This is a genomic window from Amycolatopsis sp. NPDC104819 (genome assembly GCF_055583145.1).
In genome coordinates, this window is record NZ_JBVJON010000008.1 from 110,695 (window position 1) to 129,903 (window position 19,209).

Here is a 19,209-nt window from a genome sequence, read left to right on the forward strand (position 1 = left end):
CGGTCGCGCACCCGTGATCACTCACCGACAACACCATGGCGAACCTCGCAGCTCGTGGACCGGCAATGACCGGGAAGCTGCCTGCTGAACTTCGCCGTCGCGGACTCTACGGGAGATCGACTGTTCACCGGTCAACGGCGTCCAGGCAGTACCGCAGCAGGCTCTCCGCCTCGGAGGCGGACGCGCGGGTGTGCGGGAGCAGGTGCCGGGGGCGTTCGCGCCGGTCGTGCCAGAACCGGCCCGTCGGTGGCGCGGGCCGGGTCGCGCCGAGCCAGATCGCGGTGTCGGCGCCCTCGTCGGGCGTGCGCAGCAGCGGCCCGACGAGCCGCCGGAAGGCCGGCAGCGAGGTGGCGAGCCCGGGGGTGTCGGCCCAGCCGGGGTGGAGGCTGTGCACGCCGATGCCGTCCGCGCGCCAGCGCTCGGCGAGCAGCGGCGTCAGTTCCACCTGCATGCGTTTCGTGCGCGCGTAGGCGGTCGCACCCCGGAAGCGGCCGGCGAGGTACTCCGGGTCGTCGACGGCGAGGGACTGCGTGTACATCCCGCCGGAGGACATCAGGATCACCCGCGCGTCCGCGGACGCGCGCAATGCGGGGCGGAGCAGCTCGGTCAGCAGCAACGGCCCGAGCACGTGCGTGGCCAGCGTGACTTCGTGCCCGTCCACGCTTTCGTCACGTCGGGGCGGCAACACACCGGCGTTGTGCACGACCATGTCCACCCGCGGTTCCCGGGCGGCGAACTCGCGCACCGACGCGAAGTCGGCCAGATCGCACCGGGCGGTCCGGACCTCGGCCTCCGGCACCGCGGCACGAACGCGGGCGAGCGCGTCTTCACCGCGCCCGAGGTCGCGGACGACCAGGACGACCTCGGCACCCAGCCGGGCCAGCCCCCTCGCGACAGCTTCGCCGAGGCCTGAGCTCGCCCCGGTCACCAGGGCGACCCGGCCGCGCAGTGCGTCTGGAGGCGGGTCCGCGGCCGGCCACGTCCGGCGGCGCAGCAGGTAGCCCGCGCGTGAGTAGCCGAGGACCACGGAACGGTCGAGGAGGGTGTCGATCACGGCAGTCCGATCAGTTGAGCACGACGATCGCGGCGTTGAGCGACGTCGCGAAGAGGGTCCACGCAAGGTAAGGCAGCTGGAGCACCGCGGCGGCAGGCGAGCGGCGGCGGAACACCAGCGCCGTCCCGGCGATCACGAGATCCAGCGCCACGATCTCCACCAGGGCCACGGTGTAGGCGCCCGCGGCGAAGAACAACGGCGTCCACGCCGCGTTGAGCACGAGGCCGGCCGCGTACCAGGCGAACTCGCGCCGCGTGCCGCCCGCGCGCCAGAACAGCCAGCCGGACAGGGCGATCAGGAGGTAGAGCACGGTCCACACCGGACCGAACAGCCAGCCGGGCGGCGCCCACGGCGGCTGGTTCAGCCCGTCGTAGACGGCCCGCGACCGCGTGGCCGCGAAGCTGCCGACCGCGGCGACCACCGCCACCACGGCGACGAAGCCGGCCAGCACGACGGGCGCGGGAGCGGGACGGTGCACGGTCGTCATACCGGTTCTCCTACGGTCGGACGCGCGGCCGGGGCGCTCGCCCGGCCGAGCAGGTGGGCGAGCGCGTCGTCGAGGCGCGGGTGCCGGAACACGTGCCCGGCCTCGATCAGCCGGGCCGGTCGCACCCGCTGGTCGGCGAAGGCCAGTTCACGGGCGCCGTCGCGGCCGAGCACCAGCTCCGGGCCGAACCGCGGCACCTTCAGCACCGCCGGTCGCGCGAGGACCCGGGCCAGCACCCGGGTGTACTCGGCGTTGCGGAGGGGCTCCGGGCTCACCGCGTTGACGACGCCTTCGAGCGTGCGATCGGTGAGCGCGCGCAGGTAGACGTCGGTCAGGTCGTCGAGGCCGATCCACGGTGTCCACTGCCGGCCCGCGCCGAGCGGCCCGCCCAGCCCGGCCGCGAACAGCGGGTACTGCAGCCGCAACACGCCACCGCGCGGGCTGAGCACCAGCCCGGTGCGCACCCGGACGACGCGGATCCCGGCGTCGGCCGCGGGTTCGGCGGCCGCCTCCCATTCGTCGACGACGTCGGCCAGGAACCCGTCGCCGCGGGCCGCGTCCTCGCCCAGCACTTCGTCTCCCCGCTCGGGGCCGTAGTACCCGACCGCGGACGCCGAGACGAACACGCCGGGCCCGTCGGGCGTGCGGGCGGCCAGTTCGGCGAGCGCGCGGGTCGGGCCGAGCCGGCTGTCGCGCACGGCGCGCCGGTGGCGCCCGTCGAACCGGCCGGCCACCGAGGCCCCGGCCAGGTGCACCACCGCGTCCACCCCGGTGAGCAGCTTCTCCTCGGGATCCTCCGGCCGCCACGTCCGTTCTTCGGGGGTGCGGGCTTCGCGGCGGACCAGGCGGATCACGCGGTGGCCGCCGGTGGTCAGCAACGCGGTCAGCGCCGAGCCGACGAGGCCGCTCGCGCCGGTCACCGCGACGGTGAGCGGCTCGTGCCAGTACCGCCGCTGCGCGGCGAGGTCCTCGGCCAGCTGCCGGTGGCGGTAGGCGAACATGGCCCGCAGGAACGCCGTCGGCAGTGGTGTCTCGACGCGGTCGGTGACGACCGTGCGGCCGGATCCGTCGGCGTCGAACCGGTGGGTGTGCCGCCAGGGCAGCACCGACGCCAGCACCGGGGTGGCGAGCCGGTCGACGAACTGGTGCGGCGGCCGGTAGCCCGCGGCCTGGTGCGCCGCGGCCCAGCGAAGCCCGCCGGGAAGGACGAGCGCAGCCGTGCCGTCTCGCAGCGAGTCCGCTTCCGCGCCGACCCGCACCGGCTGCCACGGCGGGGTCAGCCGCGTGATCGCCCCGGGCAGGCCGTGCCAGGCGAACACCTCGTCCAGCGGGGCCGGCACCACGCCGGAGAACTCCGCGCTCATCGACACCTCCGATGCACATTCGACTCACTGACTGGTTTCACGGTAGTCATTTGGGGCGAGATCCGCCGATCCAGCACGTATTCTTCGATTCATCTTCGATGCAAGCACGTCGACCAAGAGGTCGAGAAGGCTTCAAGAACATGCCGGGGTCGCAGCCGGACTGGTGCACGGGGTGGGCCGACGGGCTGCTGCGGATCTGGCCGCCGTGGGAGCTCCACCTCGGCGACCAGACCATGCCCCCGGTGTTCTTCACCGGCGCCGTCGGGATCGCGGTGCTCGTGACGCTGCTGCTGACTTATCCCTTCCTGGAAAGGAAAGTCTCCGGCGCCCGCGCGACGCACCGGTCCGCACCTCGATCGGCGCGATGGCGATCGCCTTCTCACTCTCCCTCACCTACCGGCTCTACCTGGGCCTGCAGCGGGCCGACCGCGAGGTGCTGGAGCACAGCATCGAGACGGGCATCGTCAAACGGCTGCCGTACGGCGAGTTCATCGAAGTCCACCAACCCTGAACTGATCGAAAAACCCTTGCCCTGGAACGGAAGCGGCGACGACGCCACCCTCGTGGACAGTCGCCCGAACGGTCAGCCGCCGAACCCCGCCAGCGCCGCGGTGAAGGACAGCGGCAGGGGCTCACCCACCGTCGGCAGCCCCCGCCAGCCGGGGCCGGCCGGACGCACCGGCACGCCTTCGCTGTGCAGAACCCGCAAGATCCGCACGTCCGCGGACTGCGCCGTCATCGACCAGACCACCACGTCGCTCGGCGCGAACCGGCCGGCGACCACCCGCAGGACGTCGAGCGGCACCAGGCCGCCCAGGAACATCGCCGGCGCCCCGTCGTCGTTCAGCGCGGCGCTGAGCATCTTGACCGGCAGCTCGTGGCGCTCCGCCGGGCCGCAGACGAAGACGACCGGGGAAAGACCGGCCCGACGCGGCGCCGGCGCCTGGTACCGGTCCACCGCCCCGGAGGCCGCCGCCGCCAGCGCCCATTCCGCGGCCATGGCAGTGCGGTCACCGTCGCGCGCCCACCGCTCTCCGATGGCGCGCAGCACCGGCGCGACGACCTCGGTCCACGTCTTCGCCACCCCCAAACTGCCGAGCGCGTCCTCGACCAGGCCTCCCATGGTGGCCAGGTCAAGCTGCTCCGCCGTCTCGGCGAGCCGTCGCCGGCGCTGCCCGGCGGTCACCCCGGCGGCCGAGCGCTCCAGCACCAGCCGCGCGGCGTCGCCCGCGCTGGTCCCCTGGGCCTGCAGGGCCCGCATCCGCCGCAGCCGGTCGACGTCCTCGAGCGTGTACCGGCGCCGGCCGTTGGCTTCCCGCTCCGCGGCGCCGATCCCGTACCGCTGCTCCCAGGTGCGCAACGTCACCTGCGACACCCCGAGTGTCCGAGCCACCTCGCTCGAGCTGAAGAACCGCGTCCCGGCGGTGTTGCCCATCCGGCCTCCTCGTGGAGGCGTATTGAATCACGAAGTGGCGGACGAGCGGTGTCACCGGTCGACCGGCACCGCACCCCCGGTCAGCGTCCCGAGCCGAAGATCATTGTTCCCCGGTGCGGCGTCAACCGCGCCGAAATTCCAGCGCAGCACGATTTCGGGGACGCTGCTTTCGCCGCGCGGCGAGACCCGAGCCGGGGCGACGACCCGGAGGGACGTGGGCGTCGCCTGATGCTCGGCGGCTTCCACGACCGACCACCGCAGGGGCGCATACGCCGAGGAGCCGTTCGAGATCGTCACGGCCGCCGCTTCCGGAGAGGCGTCGGACTGCACCGTCAGCGCCGGCGCGCCGAGGATCGAAACCGGGAGCGAGCCGGGCAAAGTGCACGTCACGCCGGCAGCGGCGGTGAACTGGATCCCGCCGTAACGGCTGCCCATGGCCGAGCCCCGGAAAACGAGGGTGGCGGTGATCTCCGCCGAGGTGCAGTCACCGACGGCCGATACCGGCTGCTCGTCGTCGATGACGACGTGCGAGCGCTCCGGCCGGGCACTCGCCGGAGCCCGGGGGAAAACCGGAACAGCCGCGTCGACCGGTTGCGGTGCGCGGGACTCCTCGGCCGGTGGGGCGGGCGAAGTGGCGATCGGCGGCGCCGACATGACTGCGACGTCCTGCTTCGGCGGCTCCGCCTGCGTCCGCGCCGGACCGGGGTGGCCGAGAGCCGCGGCCGAGACCAATGCCGCCGAGGTGACGGCCACCAGCGCTACGGCCGCCGGCCATCGGTATTCCCACCGCGCCATGCCCACCCCCGGACCGTGAAGCCGAACACCCTGTGGATCCGGCAGCAGGCTGCCCCGCCCCACGATCCGGCAAACCGGCAGTGACCGGCGTCACGGCAGCCGGCCGGACCTTCATCGCCTCAGCCAAGTGACACCCTTGGGCTGGGTTCCGGTGGCGAGGAACTGCTCGAGGGCCAGGCGAACCTGGGCGAGCGGGATTTCCGCGTTGGCCGGAATCTCGCGCACCTCCGCCAGGTACCGGTACTGGACGAAGCCCGCCCGGCCGGCGTCCTCCACCGACCAGCTGCTGTCGCGGGACAGGCAGTGGAGGAAGCCGTACTCCGGGCCGAGGCCGACCTCCAGCACCGGTGCGGCGTAGTCGTCGGCGACCGCCACCTGGATCATCGGCGGCAGCGCGTCGTCCTCGGTCTCGGCCAGCACCTGGTCCAGAAAGGCGTTCAGCTGCCCGGCGAGCGCCACCACCACGGTGGCTCCGTCCGGATGTGTGGTGTCCGGACCAGGATGCCGGTACCAGATGTCCAAGGTGACCACAGGCTGCTCCGATCCGACGGACGGCGTTGACGAAGCTGTCGCCGTCGACGGGGCTGGGTGAGGCGAGCGTCGGCGGGCACATCGCGCTGCGCGCGGGCGTGGCTGGCTGCTCAACCGCCTGTCACCCTACTCGGCCCCGTGATCACCGGCGCCCGGGTCTCGCTGCCCCGTGCTAGCGTCGCCCGGCATGGATTTCGACCGGGTTGCGCACATCATGGCGACCGCCCTGCGTGAGGGCGCGGGCGAAGGGGAAGCCGTGCTGCGGGTCCGGGTCGCCGGCGGGCTGGCCATCGACGCGTGGAGCCCGGCGAAGGAGTGGGTGCGGACAGGTGACCTGAGCGGCCTGTTCGGCTCGCGGCCCGGAACGTACGAGCTGCACTTGAGCGCGGACGGCGCGTACCATCTCACCGCCGGTGGGGCGCTCGCCCCGGACGACGACGGCTGGCTCGTGTTCGACGACCGCTTCCGCTACCCCAACCACCCGCGCCCCGGGCTCCGGCGTCCCCCCGCGGCCGATCCGGTCGGAGCGCCGACGGACCCCGCTGTGCTCGCGGAGATCACCCGGTTGTGCGCCGAGTTCGCGCGGCACTACGAGCGCGTCAAAGGCCACGCTCCCCCGTGGCCGTCCGGCCGCACCGAAGCGGACCTCTCGGCCGCGGAACGACGCATCGGCGTCCGCCTGCCCGACGACCTGCGCGCGCTGTACCGCGTGGCGGACGGTGATCCCGAGCAAACCGGCTTGCTGGGTCCTTATTCGTGCACCCCGCTGAGCCGTGTGCTCGCCGAATACCTCGAAGGCTCGCCCGGCTCATACGGCTGGGAAGACAGCGTCACCGACACCGGCGTGGTGTTCGAAACCCCGCCGTTCGGTCACGTCAAACGGTTTTCCCGCAGCGACTGGTGGCTCACCTTCGGCGGTGACCGGGCGATGAACCACCTGTGCACGGATCTTGATCCCGGCCCCTCGGGTCGTGCCGGTCAGGTCCTGGAGTACGGCCGCGACATCCACGGCCCGCCGCGCTGGGTCGCGCCCTCGATCACCGCGATGCTGACCGAGGTCGTCGACGCGCTGCACGTAGGCAGGTACGAGGACTACGAGGGCGAGGTGTTCCTCGACCCGGAAGTTTCGTTGCGCGACAACACCTTCCGCGAGCACAGCGAGGTGCTGAACGTCCCGGCGATCGGGAACCTGGCCACGCACGAGATCGCCGAGCGTGAGCTGGTGCAGCAGCTGTACGTCAACGACGCGGACACGCTCGACCTCACCGTGCTGCACGGGTTTCCGAACCTCCGTGAGCTGCGGATCAACCGCGCCACCCACGTCACCGGCGACCTGTCCTCCTTCCCGGCCCTGGAGGCGTTGACGATCGAGGCGGACCGAGCCGACCTGGACGCGCTGGCCGGGCACCGCCTGTGGCGGCTGGAACTCAAGGGGCTCAAGCATTCCGTGGACGTGGCGCAGCTGGCGGCCCTGCCGAGCCTGATCCACGTCGACGTTCGCGGGGTCGAAGTGGCCGGGCTGCACCGGATCGCGCAGCAGCGGCACGTCCGGGTCCTCGGCGTCGATCCGGCGCAGCTCGCCTCACTGCTCGAATCCGGCGCCACGCTTCCCTCGCTGGCGGCGCTGCACGTCGATCGCCGAACGCCGCTGGCCGAGGCCCGGGCGCTCTGGCGCCGCTTCGCTCCGGACGTGACGCCTCCGTGGCACGCGGAAACGAGCGGGGCCGTGTAGGCGGTTGAGGACGGCGAGTTCGGGGTACCTGCGCAGTCCGCTCACCCTTCGCACGACCGAGGACGATCATGCCGGAGCCGACCACGCCCGAACCCTCGCCGGCCGAGCTGCGCGCACTGGCTGCGGACGCCGAAGCGCTCGCCACCCGGACGGCGCAGGTCGCCGCCCGGTTGCAGACCGCGCCCGACGACAGCCTGCACCGGCTCGCCCGGCCCGTCGCCAAGGCGACCCACGACCTGAGCGACTACACCGACGAGCTCTCCCGGACCGCCGAAAGCCTCGCCCGGGTCCGCGTTGCCCGCGATCCCGGGCTGTGCGACGTCCCGTGGGGCATCTGCCCGGCCCACGGCGTCACGCTGCGCGCCGGCGGCGACCGTGCTTGGTGCGCCGACCCCGGTTGCGACCGCGAGTGGGACTACGACCGGCTCCACACACCCTGCGCGGAACCGGCCACCGCGATCGTCACCGACGAAGACGGCGCGACCGGCAAGCTGTGCGTGATCCACGCGCGAGACGCCGGCGACCGGCTGGCCGGCTGCGTCATCTCCGATCTGGACCACCAGGCGCCGGCGAGCTGACGCGACCTCGGTCGTGTTCAGGCTCGCCCGCCCGCGTGGGACGGGTAGTCGGGCAGGGTGATGACGTCGACCGGTGGTGCCGTGGTGCGGATCCGGTTCAGGACCTTGCCCGCGGGCCCGGCGAGGACACGCAAGCCGGCCTGCAGCAGCGAGCGCTGCCACGCGGTGTGCGGATGTCCGATCCGGGGCATGACGGCGGCCTGGGCGCGGTCGGTCTGCGGGCGCAGGATGTGTTCGTAACGGGTGAACGCCGCCGGAATGTCGTGCGGAGTGGCGGCCAGCTCGCCGGCCAGAACGTAGGCACCGGCCAGCGCGTTGGTGGTGCCGGTGCCGAACGGGCCCGCGCACCAGGCGGCGTCACCGAGCACCGCAACCCGTCCGTGGTGCCAGGCGGGGAGGCGGACCTGGGTGATCTGGTCGACGTAGAGGGGCGCGTCGTCCAGGGCGGCGAGGATCCGCGGGGCCTGCCAGCCGACGTCACGATAAGTCGCCCGCAGGATCGCGGTGATGCTGCCGGTGTCGAGCTGGTCGAGACCGCGCAGGCCGGTGCGCAGGGTCAGCATGGCCCGGGTGGTGCCGACGTTGTCGGGCCGCAGGTGCACCAGGCGGCCGTGCCCGGCCACGTGGATGCGCCACTGGCGGTCATCGTCGGCGGTGCGCGGGATCGTGGCGTAAGCGAAGAGGAGCCCGAGCTCGTGCAGCGCCGGTTCCGGAAAGACCAGGTCACGACTCCGCGACCGTGAGCCCTCGGCGATCACGACGGCGTCGAACCGGCGCCCGGCGCCGTGCGCGAACTCCACGTCCACACCACGGTCGTCGTCGTGCAGGGCGGTGATCCGGTCGCCGAAGACGTACTCGACCGCGTCGGCGGAGTGCTCCTGGAGCAGCCGGGCGAGCTGTCCGCGCAGGATCTCCAGTTCCGCGGTGGGGCCGGTGTCCGCTTCGCCGCCGCCGGCGGGGAACCGGGCGTAGGCGCGGCCGTCCGCGTCGACGAAGGATTGGCCGGTTTCGCTGGTGTGGTGGCGTGCGACGGAGTCGTCCAGCCCCATGCGACGCAGTACGGCGCGCCCGACGCCTCGGATGTCGATGTTCTGCCCCTCGTCGCGCACGTGCCCGGCGCGTTCGACGACGGTGACGTCCCATCCTGCCGAGGCCAGCCAGGACGCGGCGGCCGGTCCGGCGATGCTCGCGCCGGAGACCAAGATGCTCGGGATGCTCATTCCGGGCGCGTACCCGGTCACCCGCCCGGCGACACCGCACCCGCGCGGGTGATCTTCGCGAAAGCCCGGTTCACCCGGCAAGCACCGGGTAGTCCCCCGGTCAGCGGCCGGCCCGGCCGTCGACGGAAGGGATTGCCCGATGACCGATGTGAGCCGTCTGCCCGCCGTCGTCGCCGAAAACTGGGACTGGCAGATACGCGGAGCGTGCCGCGGCATGGACGCTGCGGTTTTCTTCCACTTCGACAACGAGCGCGGCTTCGCCCGCCGAAACCGCGAACAGTCGGCCAAGGAGATCTGCTCGAGCTGCCCGGTCCGGGCCGAGTGCCTCGAGCACGCCATCTCGACCGAAGAGACCTACGGCATCTGGGGTGGCCTCGGCGAAGACGCACTGCGCCGGCTGATCGCCGCCAAGCGGCGCTCATCCGGACGAGTCACCCCGCCCGCTGGGTGACCCCGGCCGGTGGGGTGCGCTGACTTCACGATCTCCGAGCCGGACTACCTGCTCACGCACAAAACCGGCCTCCGCGTGGGAAATCACGCGGAGGCCGGTGAAAACGTGCTCAGTTGTGCTGGGCAGTCCCGCCGTCGGCGATGGCACCCGCGGCGCAGTTGAACGGGGTCTCGCCCGCGGCTGCGTTCTCGCCCGGGGAAACCACCGGCACGTCGATCCCCTGAGCGATGTCGCGCACCGGGACCTGGACGCCGAGGACATTGACGTTGTCGTCACAGACGCCGCCGACAGCGTTCAGATTGTGCACCGCGTCGAGGTTCTGCACGTTGGCCAGGCCGACCTGGTCGTTGTGGTCGACCTGGTGGCCCGCGACCGTGATGCCGGACGCGGAAGCGGATCCGCCGAGGATCGCCATGCCGGCGGCAAGGGTGGTGGCAACGAACCCGAACTGCTTGATCACGTGAAAGTACTCCTGTAACACCTACCGGAAAGCCGGCAGGAACGGTGAACACCGGACCGGCTTCGGTTCGCCGAGTCCGGAGATGTCGGTTATCGTGCGATTACGCCGGGTGGGACCGGTGACACTTCTCCAGTCGCGTGACCGATCCCACCCGAGCCGGCGTCGCTCCGCGTCGCAACGTGCCCGGAACGCGGAACAGGAGTGTGCAGCTCGCTCCGTGTTCCGGGCACGCGTCACGACGTCGACGCGAATCGCCGGAAACCGTGCCTCGGCCGGCTTCCGCACACACAGCGGGCGGCCTCGGCACGGAACTCAGTTGCCCTGGCTCGTGCCGCCGTCGACCACCGCACCGGAGGCGCAGTTGTACGGGGACTCCCCGGCAGCGGTGTTCTCACCCGGCGACAGGATCGGCACGCCGATTCCGTTGAGCGAGTCACGGATCGGCACCTGGACGCCGAGGACGTTCACGTCGTTGCCGCACAGGCCCGGCGTCACGTTGACGTTGTGGAGCACGTCGGTGTTGTTCAAGTTCACCAGGCCGACCTGGCCGCTGTGGTCGTAGTCGCCGTGGTGGTGCCCGTGGTGGCCGTCCGGGGTGTCGGCGGCCGCGATACCACCGGCGAGGAACGCGCCGGCAGCCATGGCGGCCGTGACAAAACCGATCTTCTTCAGCATGGATTGCTCCTTGATTGACGATTGCGTCGAACAGGGCGGCATTGAAGGTGTGTCTCCGCTCTGATGCCAAAAACCTACTGACTCGATCGCACGGTTTCCAGTTCATGCCACCATCGTGTGCGTAGCGCGAACCCCTGACCTGGAAAACGTTGGCCCATTCGGGTTAGACAAGCTTCTCGCAAGCCGGTTAATTGAGAAACCGAAGCCGGCCGGACCACAGGAACGACAAATAACCCTGCGCCGCCGCCAACTCGGCGAAGCAGGGTTGTCTGCCGCTTTCCGCTTAGGTCGGCCAAGCCTCCGCTTCGGCCGTGAGCGCCGTGGCCACGTCGATTTCTCCCGATCGCACTCGCCACGCGAGCGAGCCGGGGTTCGGATGCAAGAGCAGCCAACCGGCGACGTCTTCGTCGGAGTAGCAAGGACTTTCGTCGCCACCGAGACCCAGCGCGGTGAAGTACTTGCGAGCCGGCCAGGTTTCCGGCACCCACGCACGAGCCCACCGGACGACAATTCGCGCCAGGTCGTTGTGCTGGTCTGCCGGATGGATCAAGCGATCACCGGTGGTGCAGATCAGACGTGGCGTGAAGGCCGCGCCCACAGGCGCGACAATGAGACGATCGTTCATTCCTCCCCCAAAGCCCACGATCGTGGACGACGTTCATTGGTACGACAAATGCGCGGCCCACGCAAAGAGAAAAGGCAGCCGGCGGGGGACGCGCACACGCGGCACGACTCTTCCACAGCTCTTGACTGAACCGGCGCCATTCTACAAAAAGGCGGAAGCCCGCGAGTTTCGGGGCGTGCCGACGGATCCTCCATCTCGCTCCACCTTGACCGTGTGGAGCCTGAGCGGAGACGGCATGTCCGATCGGCGAGCGCGCGGCAGCGACCGTCACCTCGCTCGGAGCGGGGGGAGCCAGGACCGACGACAACGGCTTACTGCACCTGACCACCCCAGCGCGCCGGACCCCGCCGGATATCCGAGCACGGTTGCCGGCCATGGGACAGGAAAGCACCCGACACTCTTTTCTCGGTCTTCCAAGCTGTCACCACATCGGGAGCTCGACACCGAGAAAGGTCGTTGACCGCGCCAGGAAGCGACATTCACCAAGTCAGATTAGCGCCTGACCCCACATGTGAGAAGTGATTTCGGGACGCACCATTCTGAAGAGTGCATTTTTGACACAAGAAAAATAATCAGGATACCCGAATTTTAGTTTCGCAAAACTCCGCGAGCGCGTGAACCTCTTTGCCGGGAAGACGCACTTTTTGCACCTTGAGTCACAGGTCGCCCGTGACTATCACTCCATGTGGGCCTTCCGCATCTTCAAGCATGGGGAGATTGGCTACACTGTGTGACATCGGCCCTGAATCTGGGTCGCTCACCGGCTACGAAAATCGGACGCAATACCCGGGTTGGACGGTACCGTGCGAATGCACGTGCTTTTTCGCGAGCACCTGTTCGGAGAACCTTATTCGGACGTGGGGCACCATCAGCACTTTCACCGAAGTCGTCGGAAAAGTGCCGTCAAGGCGTTTCGCCGAACAACTTGCAGAACCGGGATGGCTGCGGCCGGCTCAGCTCTGACCTGTGACGAAGGCGATTCACGACGAGCCCTGCACCCGTAACCCGATGCGTGGCCGACGCCGGCCGGCACCACGGAGAACCGGAAGAGGCCGGTGTCAGCAGTCCGGACGGACGGACCCGCCGTCCTGGACCTCGCCGGCCGCACGATGGTGCCACCCCCGGGACGCGTCCGGCGCACAGCGGACTCCGGGATCGGCGATCGCGGGATGACGGGACGTAAAGGTGCTCTTTGCCTCACCCAACAGAACCGATCGCCACTCTTCCACCGAGTTCCCCATCGTGCCGAGCCCCGATCCGCTGACCACGGTTCCTGTGCCCTGGAAGGGCGTCCGCCGGGACAGCCGGATCGTTCAGCTCCGGCAGGTGTTTCCGATCAACCGACCGGCAAGAGCGTTCGCCTCGCGAGAGCTCGACGAGTGACCGCCGGAGTCCGGCGCCAAGGCGGTCAGGACCTCCGCACCGTCGCCGCGCCGAGGGCCTGCAGCGCTGCCCACGTCGCGGTGGCCGCGTCCCGGGCGGTCTCGGATGCCACGACCGGCTCCGTCGCCGTCGTCGCGCACGTCTGCACCAAAGCGGACGCCAGGTCACCCGGTCGCAGTTCGAACCGGCGGCCGGCTTCGACCAGCAACCGCCAAGCTTGGGCGGCGTCGCACCGGACCACCCCCATCACCACTCCCATCGCCCGGTCGAGCACGCCGCGGGAATCCGTGGCCAGTGTGTGGTCTTCCGGGCCCGCGGGCGGCCGAGCCACGGCCAGTTCCAGCGCACCGCGCACCAACGCCATCAGCCGCGCGAGCTTGACGATCGTGCTCACCCCGGCCGGCCGGTCCAGCGTGGCGGACAAGGCGATGAGGCTTCCCGCGCAAAGGCCGGTGACCACGCCGATCCCCCGCACCGGCTCCCACGCCCTGGTCAGGTCCGCATGGCCGCTTCCGATCACGGCCTCGTCGAGGCCGGGCCACCGCGGATCCGACCGGACGTCCTCGGTGACAACCGGCTGCCCTGACCGCAGGGCGTCGGTGACGGGTCCGCGGCCTCGAACGAGCTGGGCGGTTTCCACCAGATGGCCGGCTCCGGTGGCAGCCAGGATCGCCGGTGCCCGGCCCGCCCCCGATCGGACGGTCACCGCCGTCCCGAGAGTCCCGGACAGGTCGGTGTCCACCCGGTCCAGAACCGCGTCCAGCAAGGCCAGCAGCTCCGGTCCGGCGACCGCGGCGATCCCGCCCGCGCCGCCTCGTGATTCTTCCACGCGCCATCCCCTCTTCATCGGAAGCCTCTCACGGCGCCGGGGCGATGAACTTCCCTCGACCGGGTGGGAAACCGGCTCGGGGCGCGAGCCGGAAACGGCGGCAACGGTGCTGTGAAACGGTCAGCGCGGGAGCTTGACGACGGTGACGAAGAAGTTGTCGATCTGCCGGACCGCCTCGACGAAGTTGTCGAAGTCGACGGGCTTGGTGACGTAGGCGTTGGCGTGCAGGTCGTAACTGCGCACGATGTCTTCCTCGGCTTCGGAGGTGGTGAGCACGACCACGGGGATGCTGCGCAGCTCGGGCGAGGCCTTGATCTCGCTGAGCACCTCGCGACCGTCTTTGCGGGGCAGGTTCAGGTCCAGCAGGATCAGCCCGGGCCGCGGCGCATCCGCGTAAGCCCCTTCCCGGCGCAGAAACTGCAACGCCTGTTCCCCGTCGGACACCACCGACAGGCTGTTGCGGATCTTGTGGTGCTCGAACGCCTCCCGCGTCATCAGCACATCACCGGGGTCGTCTTCGACCAGCAGGATGTCGATCGGCTCGCTGCCCTCGGTCATGATCGTGACCTTCCTTCAGGTACGGCGCCGACCAGCGTCGGCGCTGCGATGGGTGTGGCAGGCAACGTGAAGCAGAACCGGCTGCCACCGTGGTGGGTGGTGTCCAGCCAGATGGTGCCGCCGTGGTGTTCGATGATCTTGCGGCACATCGCGAGCCCGATCCCCGTACCGGGGTAGTCCGCCCGCCCGTGCAGCCTCTGAAAGATCACGAAGATGCGCTCGGCGTACTCTTCGCCGATCCCGATGCCGTTGTCGGTCACCGAAAACAGCCACACCGCACCTTGGCGCTCCGCCGCGACGTGCACCACCGGCGGGTCCTCGCCACGGAACTTGACGGCGTTGCCGACCAGGTTCTGCAACACCGCGGTCAGCAGTGCGGGCTCGCCGGTCACGGTCGGCAGGTCGCCGCGGGTGATCCGGGTGCCGGTCTCGGTGATCGTGGCATCGAGGTTGGCGGTCGCCGCCGCCAGCAGCGTGCCGGTGTCGACCTCGCTCGGCTCACCGGTGCGGCGCCCGACGCGGGAGAAAGCGAGCAGGTCGTTGATGAGCACCTGCATGCGCTTGGCCCCGTCCACGGCGAAGCCGATGTACTGGTTCCCTCGCTCGTCGAGGTGGCCCTGGTAGCGCTTCTGCAGGAGCTGGCAAAAGCTGGTGACCTTGCGCAAGGGCTCCTGCAGGTCATGGGAGGCGACGTAGGCGAACTGCTCGAGGTCGGAGTTCGACCGCTCCAGCTCCTCGGTACGGGCCTGCACCAGTGTCTTGGCGTGCTCCAGCCGGGCGAGGTCGTCCACGATCCGGGCGCGCAGGGATTCGACGTCCCCGGCGAGGTCGCGGATCTCCCGGGGCCCGGTGCCCCGGACGTGCCGGGTGACGTCGTGCAGCGTCACGCTCCGGACCTCGCCGGCCAGCCGCCGGATCGGGCGGATCACCGTGCGGTGCAGCACCGTGAACACCGCCGCCATCGCCGCGCACAACAACACCGCGATCGTCACCAGCATGGCCGTGAGCAGACCGGCGGCATCCGCGAGGTTCCCGCGTGCCACCGCGCGGTCGGCGTCGAGGTGGCTCTGCTGGGTGGCCAGCACGGCGCGCAGCCGGTCGAAGCGGGTCTTGCCGTCCAAGAGCCGGGCGGGTGGGACGGCCGCCCCGGAAAGCACCGGGTCGGCGATCACCCGGCGCCACTCGTCGGCGGCCCGCAACACGGCCGCGAGATCGGCGCCGCCCGGTGTCCCCGCGACGGCGCCGAGGCGCCGGAGCTCGGCCTCCGCGGTTTCCTGGGCGGCCACACCCTCCCGATAGGGCTGGAGGAACTGCGGCTCCCGGGTCAGCTGGAAGCCGCGGATCCCGGTTTCCTGGTTCACCAGAGCGGCCGAAAGAGCGTTGGCCTGGAGCACCTGGGGGCCGGTGACGTCGAGCAGGGCCGTGCGGGCGGCCGACAGCTTCGTCACCGCGAACCCGCCGGTGATGATCGCCGCGGCGAGCAGCACCGAGGCGACCACGCCGGCGATCCACGCCCACGTGGTGATCGACCGGACGCGGCCCTCGGCGGGTTCGTGGCTCGTCAAGACCGCTCCTCGGCGTCGAAGGTCAGCAAGACCAGGGCCAGGTCGTCGTCGAGCGGCCCGCCGTGGATCTCGTCGACCGCCTGGATCACCTCGTCCAGGACGTCGCCGCGACGTCGCCGGGAAACCACGCGCGCCGCCGCGTCCACCGCGTGCTCGTGGCCGGTGAACCGGCGCCCGTCCGGAGCGCGGCCTTCGAAGGCGCCATCGGTGTAGAGCAGCAACGACCAGGCCCCGCCCAGCGCGACTTCGTGCTCGCGCCACGGACTGCCCGGCGCGATGCCCAACGGCGGGCGCAGGTGCGCACTCAGCAGCCGCGCGCCGGTGTCGCCGTCGACCAGCAGCGGCGGCGGATGCCCCGCCAGGACCATCCGCAGCGACCGGCGGTCCGCGGCGATGGTGACCGCGCAGGCTGTCACGAAAAGCGGTTCGATCGCTTCGACGCCCAGCAGCTTCTCGACCATGCCCAGGGCTCGCGCCATCGGCATGCCCGACAACACGACCGACCGCCACGCGATCCGCAGCGCCACGCCGAGTGCGGCCTCGTCCGGGCCGTGCCCGCAGACGTCACCGATGATCAGCTGCACGGATCCGTCCGGTAGCTCGATCGCGTCGTAGAAGTCCCCGCCCAGCAGCGCACGCTCCCGGCTGGGCCGGTACCGGACCGTCAGCCGCAGCCCCGGGTCCCGGACCAGCGGACTGGGCAGCAGGCCGCGTTCGAGCCGGGCGTTCTCGCTCGCCACGAGCTGGTGCTGCAACAACTGCTGCTCGAACCGCTCGGAGCGGCTGCGCTCCCACGCGTAGCGCAAGGCCCGCACCAGCAGCGGACCGTCGACGTTGTCCTTGGCCAGGTAGTCCTGGGCCCCGGCGCCGACCGCGGCGATTCCGGCCTGGTCGTCCTGGTGGCCGGTCAGGACCACGACCGCGGTGGTCGGAGCGAGCCCGCGGATCCGGTTCAACCCCGCCAGGCCGGTGGCGTCGGGCAGCTGCAGGTCGAGCAGGACACCGTCGACCGCGTCCAGGCGCAGCAGCGCCTGCGCCAAGGTGGAGACCCGCTCCAAGCGGACACTCTCGGCGCTCCCCGCGACGTCGAGCAGCATTTCCTCCACCAGCATCGCGTCACCGTCGTCGTCTTCGACCAGCAGGATGTGCAGCTGGTCCCGCCCGGGAGCGAGCATCGGAGGCACGTGCGGGCCGAGCCGTACCGCGTTCGACAAGACAGCCACCTCTCCCGGACCGCACAGCGTTTCCGGAAGGTTCCGGGGGCGACGCCGGCAGAAAACAGCTCGAACAGCTGTGAGGACTGTGGCTGCGTGCTCAACCGGAGCCGAACCTTACTCGGCGTCATCACGCACGACGACACAACCCGAACCGGCGAGTCCAGCGGCAGACCGCGGCACCGGCATCCATCGATACGACACCGGGTGACCAGTGGGAGACCTCGAACAGCCGCCGAGACCGGGAAGCGCGGCAAACGTCGGCTCCGACACCCACTGCGAGTAGACGTCGAAGGAGCGAGAACCGCTCTTTGGTGTCACCGCCGAAGTGGTCACAAGCCTTATCAGAATTGATAGTCTGCCTGCCGGCACGGATCCGTTCCTCCCCACTCGGCACCGGAGGTGCGTGGCGTGACAAACACGACTTCCCCGCGCGTTGCCGCCGCACGGTCCGGGCGTCAGCCGGTCGCCTCGTCCGCGCGAATCCACGACGCCGCTTTCGGCGGCGCCGACAACTACGTCCTCGACCGAGAAGCGCTGGCGGCGCTGGAGGAGGCAGCGCCCGGGTTCACCGAGCTGCTTCGAGCGGCGCGCGCGTGGCACATCCGGGTCGTCCGTCATCTCGCCGGTCGTGGTATCGACCAGTTCCTGGACCTCGCCGCCGGTCTGCCCCACGTCCGGGAGAACACTCACCAGGTCGCGCGACGGTACAACCGGGACGCGAAAGTCGTTTACACCGACACGGATCCACTTCTGCTGAGTTACGCGCGGGCTCTCCTGGACGACGATGACAACACCGCGATCGTCCACGGCGACCATCTCGACCCGCACCAGTTGTTGTTCGGCGAGCAGCTGTGGCCGGCTCTGGATCTCCGCCGCCCCGTCGCGGTGCTGCTGACCCGCGGCACCCAGCTGGAGTTCGACGACCACCGCCTGGCCGCGGCGCTCGCCGGATATCGCACCCTGCTGGCGCCCGGGTCGGCACTGGCTCTCAGCGGCTGGGCCCACGCCACCGACGCCGACGAAGAACTGCCGCGCACTGTCGCGCAGATCTGGCAGGTCCATTCCGGCCGGCGCATCCGCTGCCGCACCGTCGCCGAGCTCCAGCAGCAGTTCGCCGGCTTCGACCTGCTCGAACCGGGGCTGGTCCCGTTGGCCGCCTGGTGGCCCGACGGCCCCCGGCTCCGAGCGCCGGCCACGGCGGAACGACTGGGCTACGGCGGCGTCGGAATCGTGCCCTGACGGTTTGCCGGCACGATCCGGGTTTGAGAGCTCGCCACCGGGGGTATGCGCTCGCGATGCCTGCGAACGCAGGTACCGCGATTGCTCCTGAAGGCGGTCTGACGTGGTCCAAGCGGTCCTGCCCCGACGCTCCGGCGGCACCGGCGAACCGGTGCGCTCCCGCATCGGGCAGCACCTGCGCAGGAGACGTTCGCGGGCCACCCTCGACCGGCTGATCGAGCTCGTCGCCCGGGGAAACGAGTTCGCATTCGGGCAATTGGTCGACCAGCTGGCCGGCCCGGTGCTGGGCCTCGTCCACCACGTCGTGACCGACCGGTCGGTGGCTGAAGACCTGACCGGGCAGGTGCTGGTCGAGCTCTGGCGCGCGGCGCCGCACTACCGCCGTGCCGACGGAACCGTCCGCACCTGGGCCTTGTCGCTCGCCCACAAGCACGCCGTGGCTCACCTCCGAGCGCAGTCGACCTCGCTCCCGGCGCCCTCGTGTGTGCACGGCTCCGAAGATCCCGCGTTCGCCGCGCTGACCGCGCCTCACCGGGAGCTCGTGCTCCTCGCTTACTGCGGCGGGCGCACGTATGGCGAGATCGCCTCGGCGTTGTCACTGCCGCCGGAGACGGTGGCCGGCTCCCTGCGGGACAGCCTCATCCTGCTACGCGGACACAGTGCATGAGGTGAGATCGGACCCGACGTGGTTCACCCGATCACGGCCCGGTCGGCTGCGCTCTCCGACCGCGGGTTACGGCCCTTCTCCACGGGGTAACCCGATCGTGTCCGAGCACGACCAGGCGCCCCGAAGGAGCCACCATGGCGGGAAAGTTCGAGGTATACCAGGACAAAGCCGGTAAGCACCGCTTCCGCTTGAAGGCGGGCAACGGTGAGGTCGTCGCCTCCGGCGAAGCCTACGAGACGAAGGCCGCCGCGAAAGCCGGCTGTGAGGCTGTGCAGCGCGCCGCGGATGGCGCGGCCATCGTCGAAGCCGAAGCCTGAGCCGGCGCCAGGGCCGGTCGGGCAAGG

20 protein-coding genes and 1 pseudogene are annotated in these 19,209 nt (G+C 70.6%); 7 read left to right on the forward strand and 14 right to left on the reverse strand.

What is annotated here, in order from left to right; translation table 11 throughout:
* Window positions 1–124: 124 nt before the first annotated feature.
* The 3 genes from ACZ63E_RS25845 to ACZ63E_RS25855 are packed head-to-tail and all read right to left on the reverse strand — an operon-like array spanning window position 125 to window position 2,905.
* Window positions 125–1,054 (reverse strand): SDR family NAD(P)-dependent oxidoreductase, encoded by a 930-nt coding sequence (locus tag ACZ63E_RS25845; protein ID WP_465338678.1) that lies wholly within the window; start codon window positions 1,052–1,054, stop codon window positions 125–127.
* A gap of 10 nt (window positions 1,055–1,064) precedes the next feature.
* Window positions 1,065–1,541 (reverse strand): TspO/MBR family protein, encoded by a 477-nt coding sequence (locus ACZ63E_RS25850; RefSeq protein ID WP_465338679.1) that lies wholly within the window; start codon window positions 1,539–1,541, stop codon window positions 1,065–1,067.
* Complete coding sequence (locus ACZ63E_RS25855; protein ID WP_465338680.1) at window positions 1,538–2,905, reverse strand: TIGR01777 family oxidoreductase; 1,368 nt, start codon at window positions 2,903–2,905, stop codon at window positions 1,538–1,540. Before ACZ63E_RS25855 ends, ACZ63E_RS25850 begins: the two co-directional genes overlap by 4 nt.
* Window positions 2,906–3,051: 146 nt before the next feature.
* Between ACZ63E_RS25855 and ACZ63E_RS25860 the strand changes: the two are divergent.
* Window positions 3,052–3,413, forward strand: a pseudogene (locus ACZ63E_RS25860) (cytochrome bc1 complex cytochrome b subunit); the annotation flags it as partial.
* 75 nt (window positions 3,414–3,488) lie between these two features.
* Here ACZ63E_RS25860 and ACZ63E_RS25865 read toward each other — a convergent pair.
* The 3 genes from ACZ63E_RS25865 to ACZ63E_RS25875 all read right to left on the reverse strand — a co-directional run bounded on the left by ACZ63E_RS25865 (window position 3,489) and on the right by ACZ63E_RS25875 (window position 5,666).
* Entirely contained in the window at window positions 3,489–4,340 is an 852-nt protein-coding gene (locus ACZ63E_RS25865) for a MerR family transcriptional regulator (RefSeq protein WP_465338682.1), read from the reverse strand.
* Between the two features lie 51 nt (window positions 4,341–4,391).
* Window positions 4,392–5,135: a DUF4232 domain-containing protein gene (locus tag ACZ63E_RS25870; protein WP_465338683.1), complete on the reverse strand. Its 744-nt coding sequence runs from the start codon at window positions 5,133–5,135 to the stop codon at window positions 4,392–4,394.
* Window positions 5,136–5,246: 111 nt separating this feature from the next.
* Complete coding sequence (locus ACZ63E_RS25875; protein WP_465338685.1) at window positions 5,247–5,666, reverse strand: Imm1 family immunity protein; 420 nt, start codon at window positions 5,664–5,666, stop codon at window positions 5,247–5,249.
* A gap of 187 nt (window positions 5,667–5,853) precedes the next feature.
* Here ACZ63E_RS25875 and ACZ63E_RS25880 point away from each other — a divergent pair, with 187 nt between their 5' ends.
* Window positions 5,854–7,398: an SMI1/KNR4 family protein gene (locus ACZ63E_RS25880; RefSeq protein ID WP_465338686.1), complete on the forward strand. Its 1,545-nt coding sequence runs from the start codon at window positions 5,854–5,856 to the stop codon at window positions 7,396–7,398.
* Window positions 7,399–7,466: 68 nt separating this feature from the next.
* Entirely contained in the window at window positions 7,467–7,976 is a 510-nt protein-coding gene (locus ACZ63E_RS25885) for a hypothetical protein (RefSeq protein WP_465338687.1), read from the forward strand.
* Window positions 7,977–7,993: 17 nt separating this feature from the next.
* Here the strand turns inward: ACZ63E_RS25885 and ACZ63E_RS25890 are convergent, their stop codons facing one another.
* Entirely contained in the window at window positions 7,994–9,196 is a 1,203-nt protein-coding gene (locus ACZ63E_RS25890) for an FAD-dependent monooxygenase (protein WP_465338688.1), read from the reverse strand.
* 139 nt (window positions 9,197–9,335) lie between these two features.
* Here ACZ63E_RS25890 and ACZ63E_RS25895 point away from each other — a divergent pair, with 139 nt between their 5' ends.
* The gene (locus ACZ63E_RS25895) at window positions 9,336–9,647 is read left to right on the forward strand and encodes a WhiB family transcriptional regulator (RefSeq protein ID WP_465338689.1); all 312 of its coding nucleotides are present in this window, start codon (window positions 9,336–9,338) and stop codon (window positions 9,645–9,647) included.
* A gap of 109 nt (window positions 9,648–9,756) precedes the next feature.
* Here ACZ63E_RS25895 and ACZ63E_RS25900 read toward each other — a convergent pair whose 3' ends face one another.
* The 7 genes from ACZ63E_RS25900 to ACZ63E_RS25930 form a co-directional block, all read right to left on the reverse strand.
* Window positions 9,757–10,107 (reverse strand): hypothetical protein, encoded by a 351-nt coding sequence (locus ACZ63E_RS25900; protein WP_465338690.1) that lies wholly within the window; start codon window positions 10,105–10,107, stop codon window positions 9,757–9,759.
* Window positions 10,108–10,419: 312 nt separating this feature from the next.
* Window positions 10,420–10,782 carry a hypothetical protein gene (locus ACZ63E_RS25905; protein WP_465338691.1) on the reverse strand — a complete coding sequence of 121 codons (363 nt, stop codon included), beginning with the start codon at window positions 10,780–10,782 and terminating at the stop codon, window positions 10,420–10,422.
* A 283-nt stretch (window positions 10,783–11,065) separates the two neighbouring features.
* Window positions 11,066–11,407: a hypothetical protein gene (locus ACZ63E_RS25910; protein ID WP_465338692.1), complete on the reverse strand. Its 342-nt coding sequence runs from the start codon at window positions 11,405–11,407 to the stop codon at window positions 11,066–11,068.
* A 1,408-nt stretch (window positions 11,408–12,815) separates the two neighbouring features.
* The gene (locus ACZ63E_RS25915) at window positions 12,816–13,619 is read right to left on the reverse strand and encodes an ANTAR domain-containing protein (protein ID WP_465338693.1); all 804 of its coding nucleotides are present in this window, start codon (window positions 13,617–13,619) and stop codon (window positions 12,816–12,818) included.
* 120 nt (window positions 13,620–13,739) lie between these two features.
* A complete protein-coding gene (locus ACZ63E_RS25920; protein WP_465338694.1) occupies window positions 13,740–14,177 on the reverse strand; it encodes a response regulator in 438 nt (145 codons plus the stop codon).
* A complete protein-coding gene (locus tag ACZ63E_RS25925; RefSeq protein WP_465338696.1) occupies window positions 14,174–15,742 on the reverse strand; it encodes a sensor histidine kinase in 1,569 nt (522 codons plus the stop codon). Before ACZ63E_RS25925 ends, ACZ63E_RS25920 begins: the two co-directional genes overlap by 4 nt.
* Complete coding sequence (locus ACZ63E_RS25930) at window positions 15,739–16,956, reverse strand: PP2C family protein-serine/threonine phosphatase (RefSeq protein ID WP_465338697.1); 1,218 nt, start codon at window positions 16,954–16,956, stop codon at window positions 15,739–15,741. The genes ACZ63E_RS25925 and ACZ63E_RS25930 overlap by 4 nt, the downstream gene beginning before the upstream one ends.
* A gap of 411 nt (window positions 16,957–17,367) precedes the next feature.
* Here ACZ63E_RS25930 and ACZ63E_RS25935 point away from each other — a divergent pair, with 411 nt between their 5' ends.
* From ACZ63E_RS25935 to ACZ63E_RS25945, 3 genes are all read left to right on the forward strand, one after another.
* Window positions 17,368–18,198 carry an SAM-dependent methyltransferase gene (locus tag ACZ63E_RS25935; RefSeq protein WP_465338698.1) on the forward strand — a complete coding sequence of 277 codons (831 nt, stop codon included), beginning with the start codon at window positions 17,368–17,370 and terminating at the stop codon, window positions 18,196–18,198.
* Between the two features lie 103 nt (window positions 18,199–18,301).
* The gene (locus ACZ63E_RS25940) at window positions 18,302–18,865 is read left to right on the forward strand and encodes a sigma factor (RefSeq protein ID WP_465338699.1); all 564 of its coding nucleotides are present in this window, start codon (window positions 18,302–18,304) and stop codon (window positions 18,863–18,865) included.
* 134 nt (window positions 18,866–18,999) lie between these two features.
* On the forward strand, window positions 19,000–19,182 hold the full coding sequence (locus ACZ63E_RS25945) for a YegP family protein (protein WP_465338700.1): 183 nt from the start codon (window positions 19,000–19,002) through the stop codon (window positions 19,180–19,182).
* Window positions 19,183–19,209: the final 27 nt, after the last annotated feature.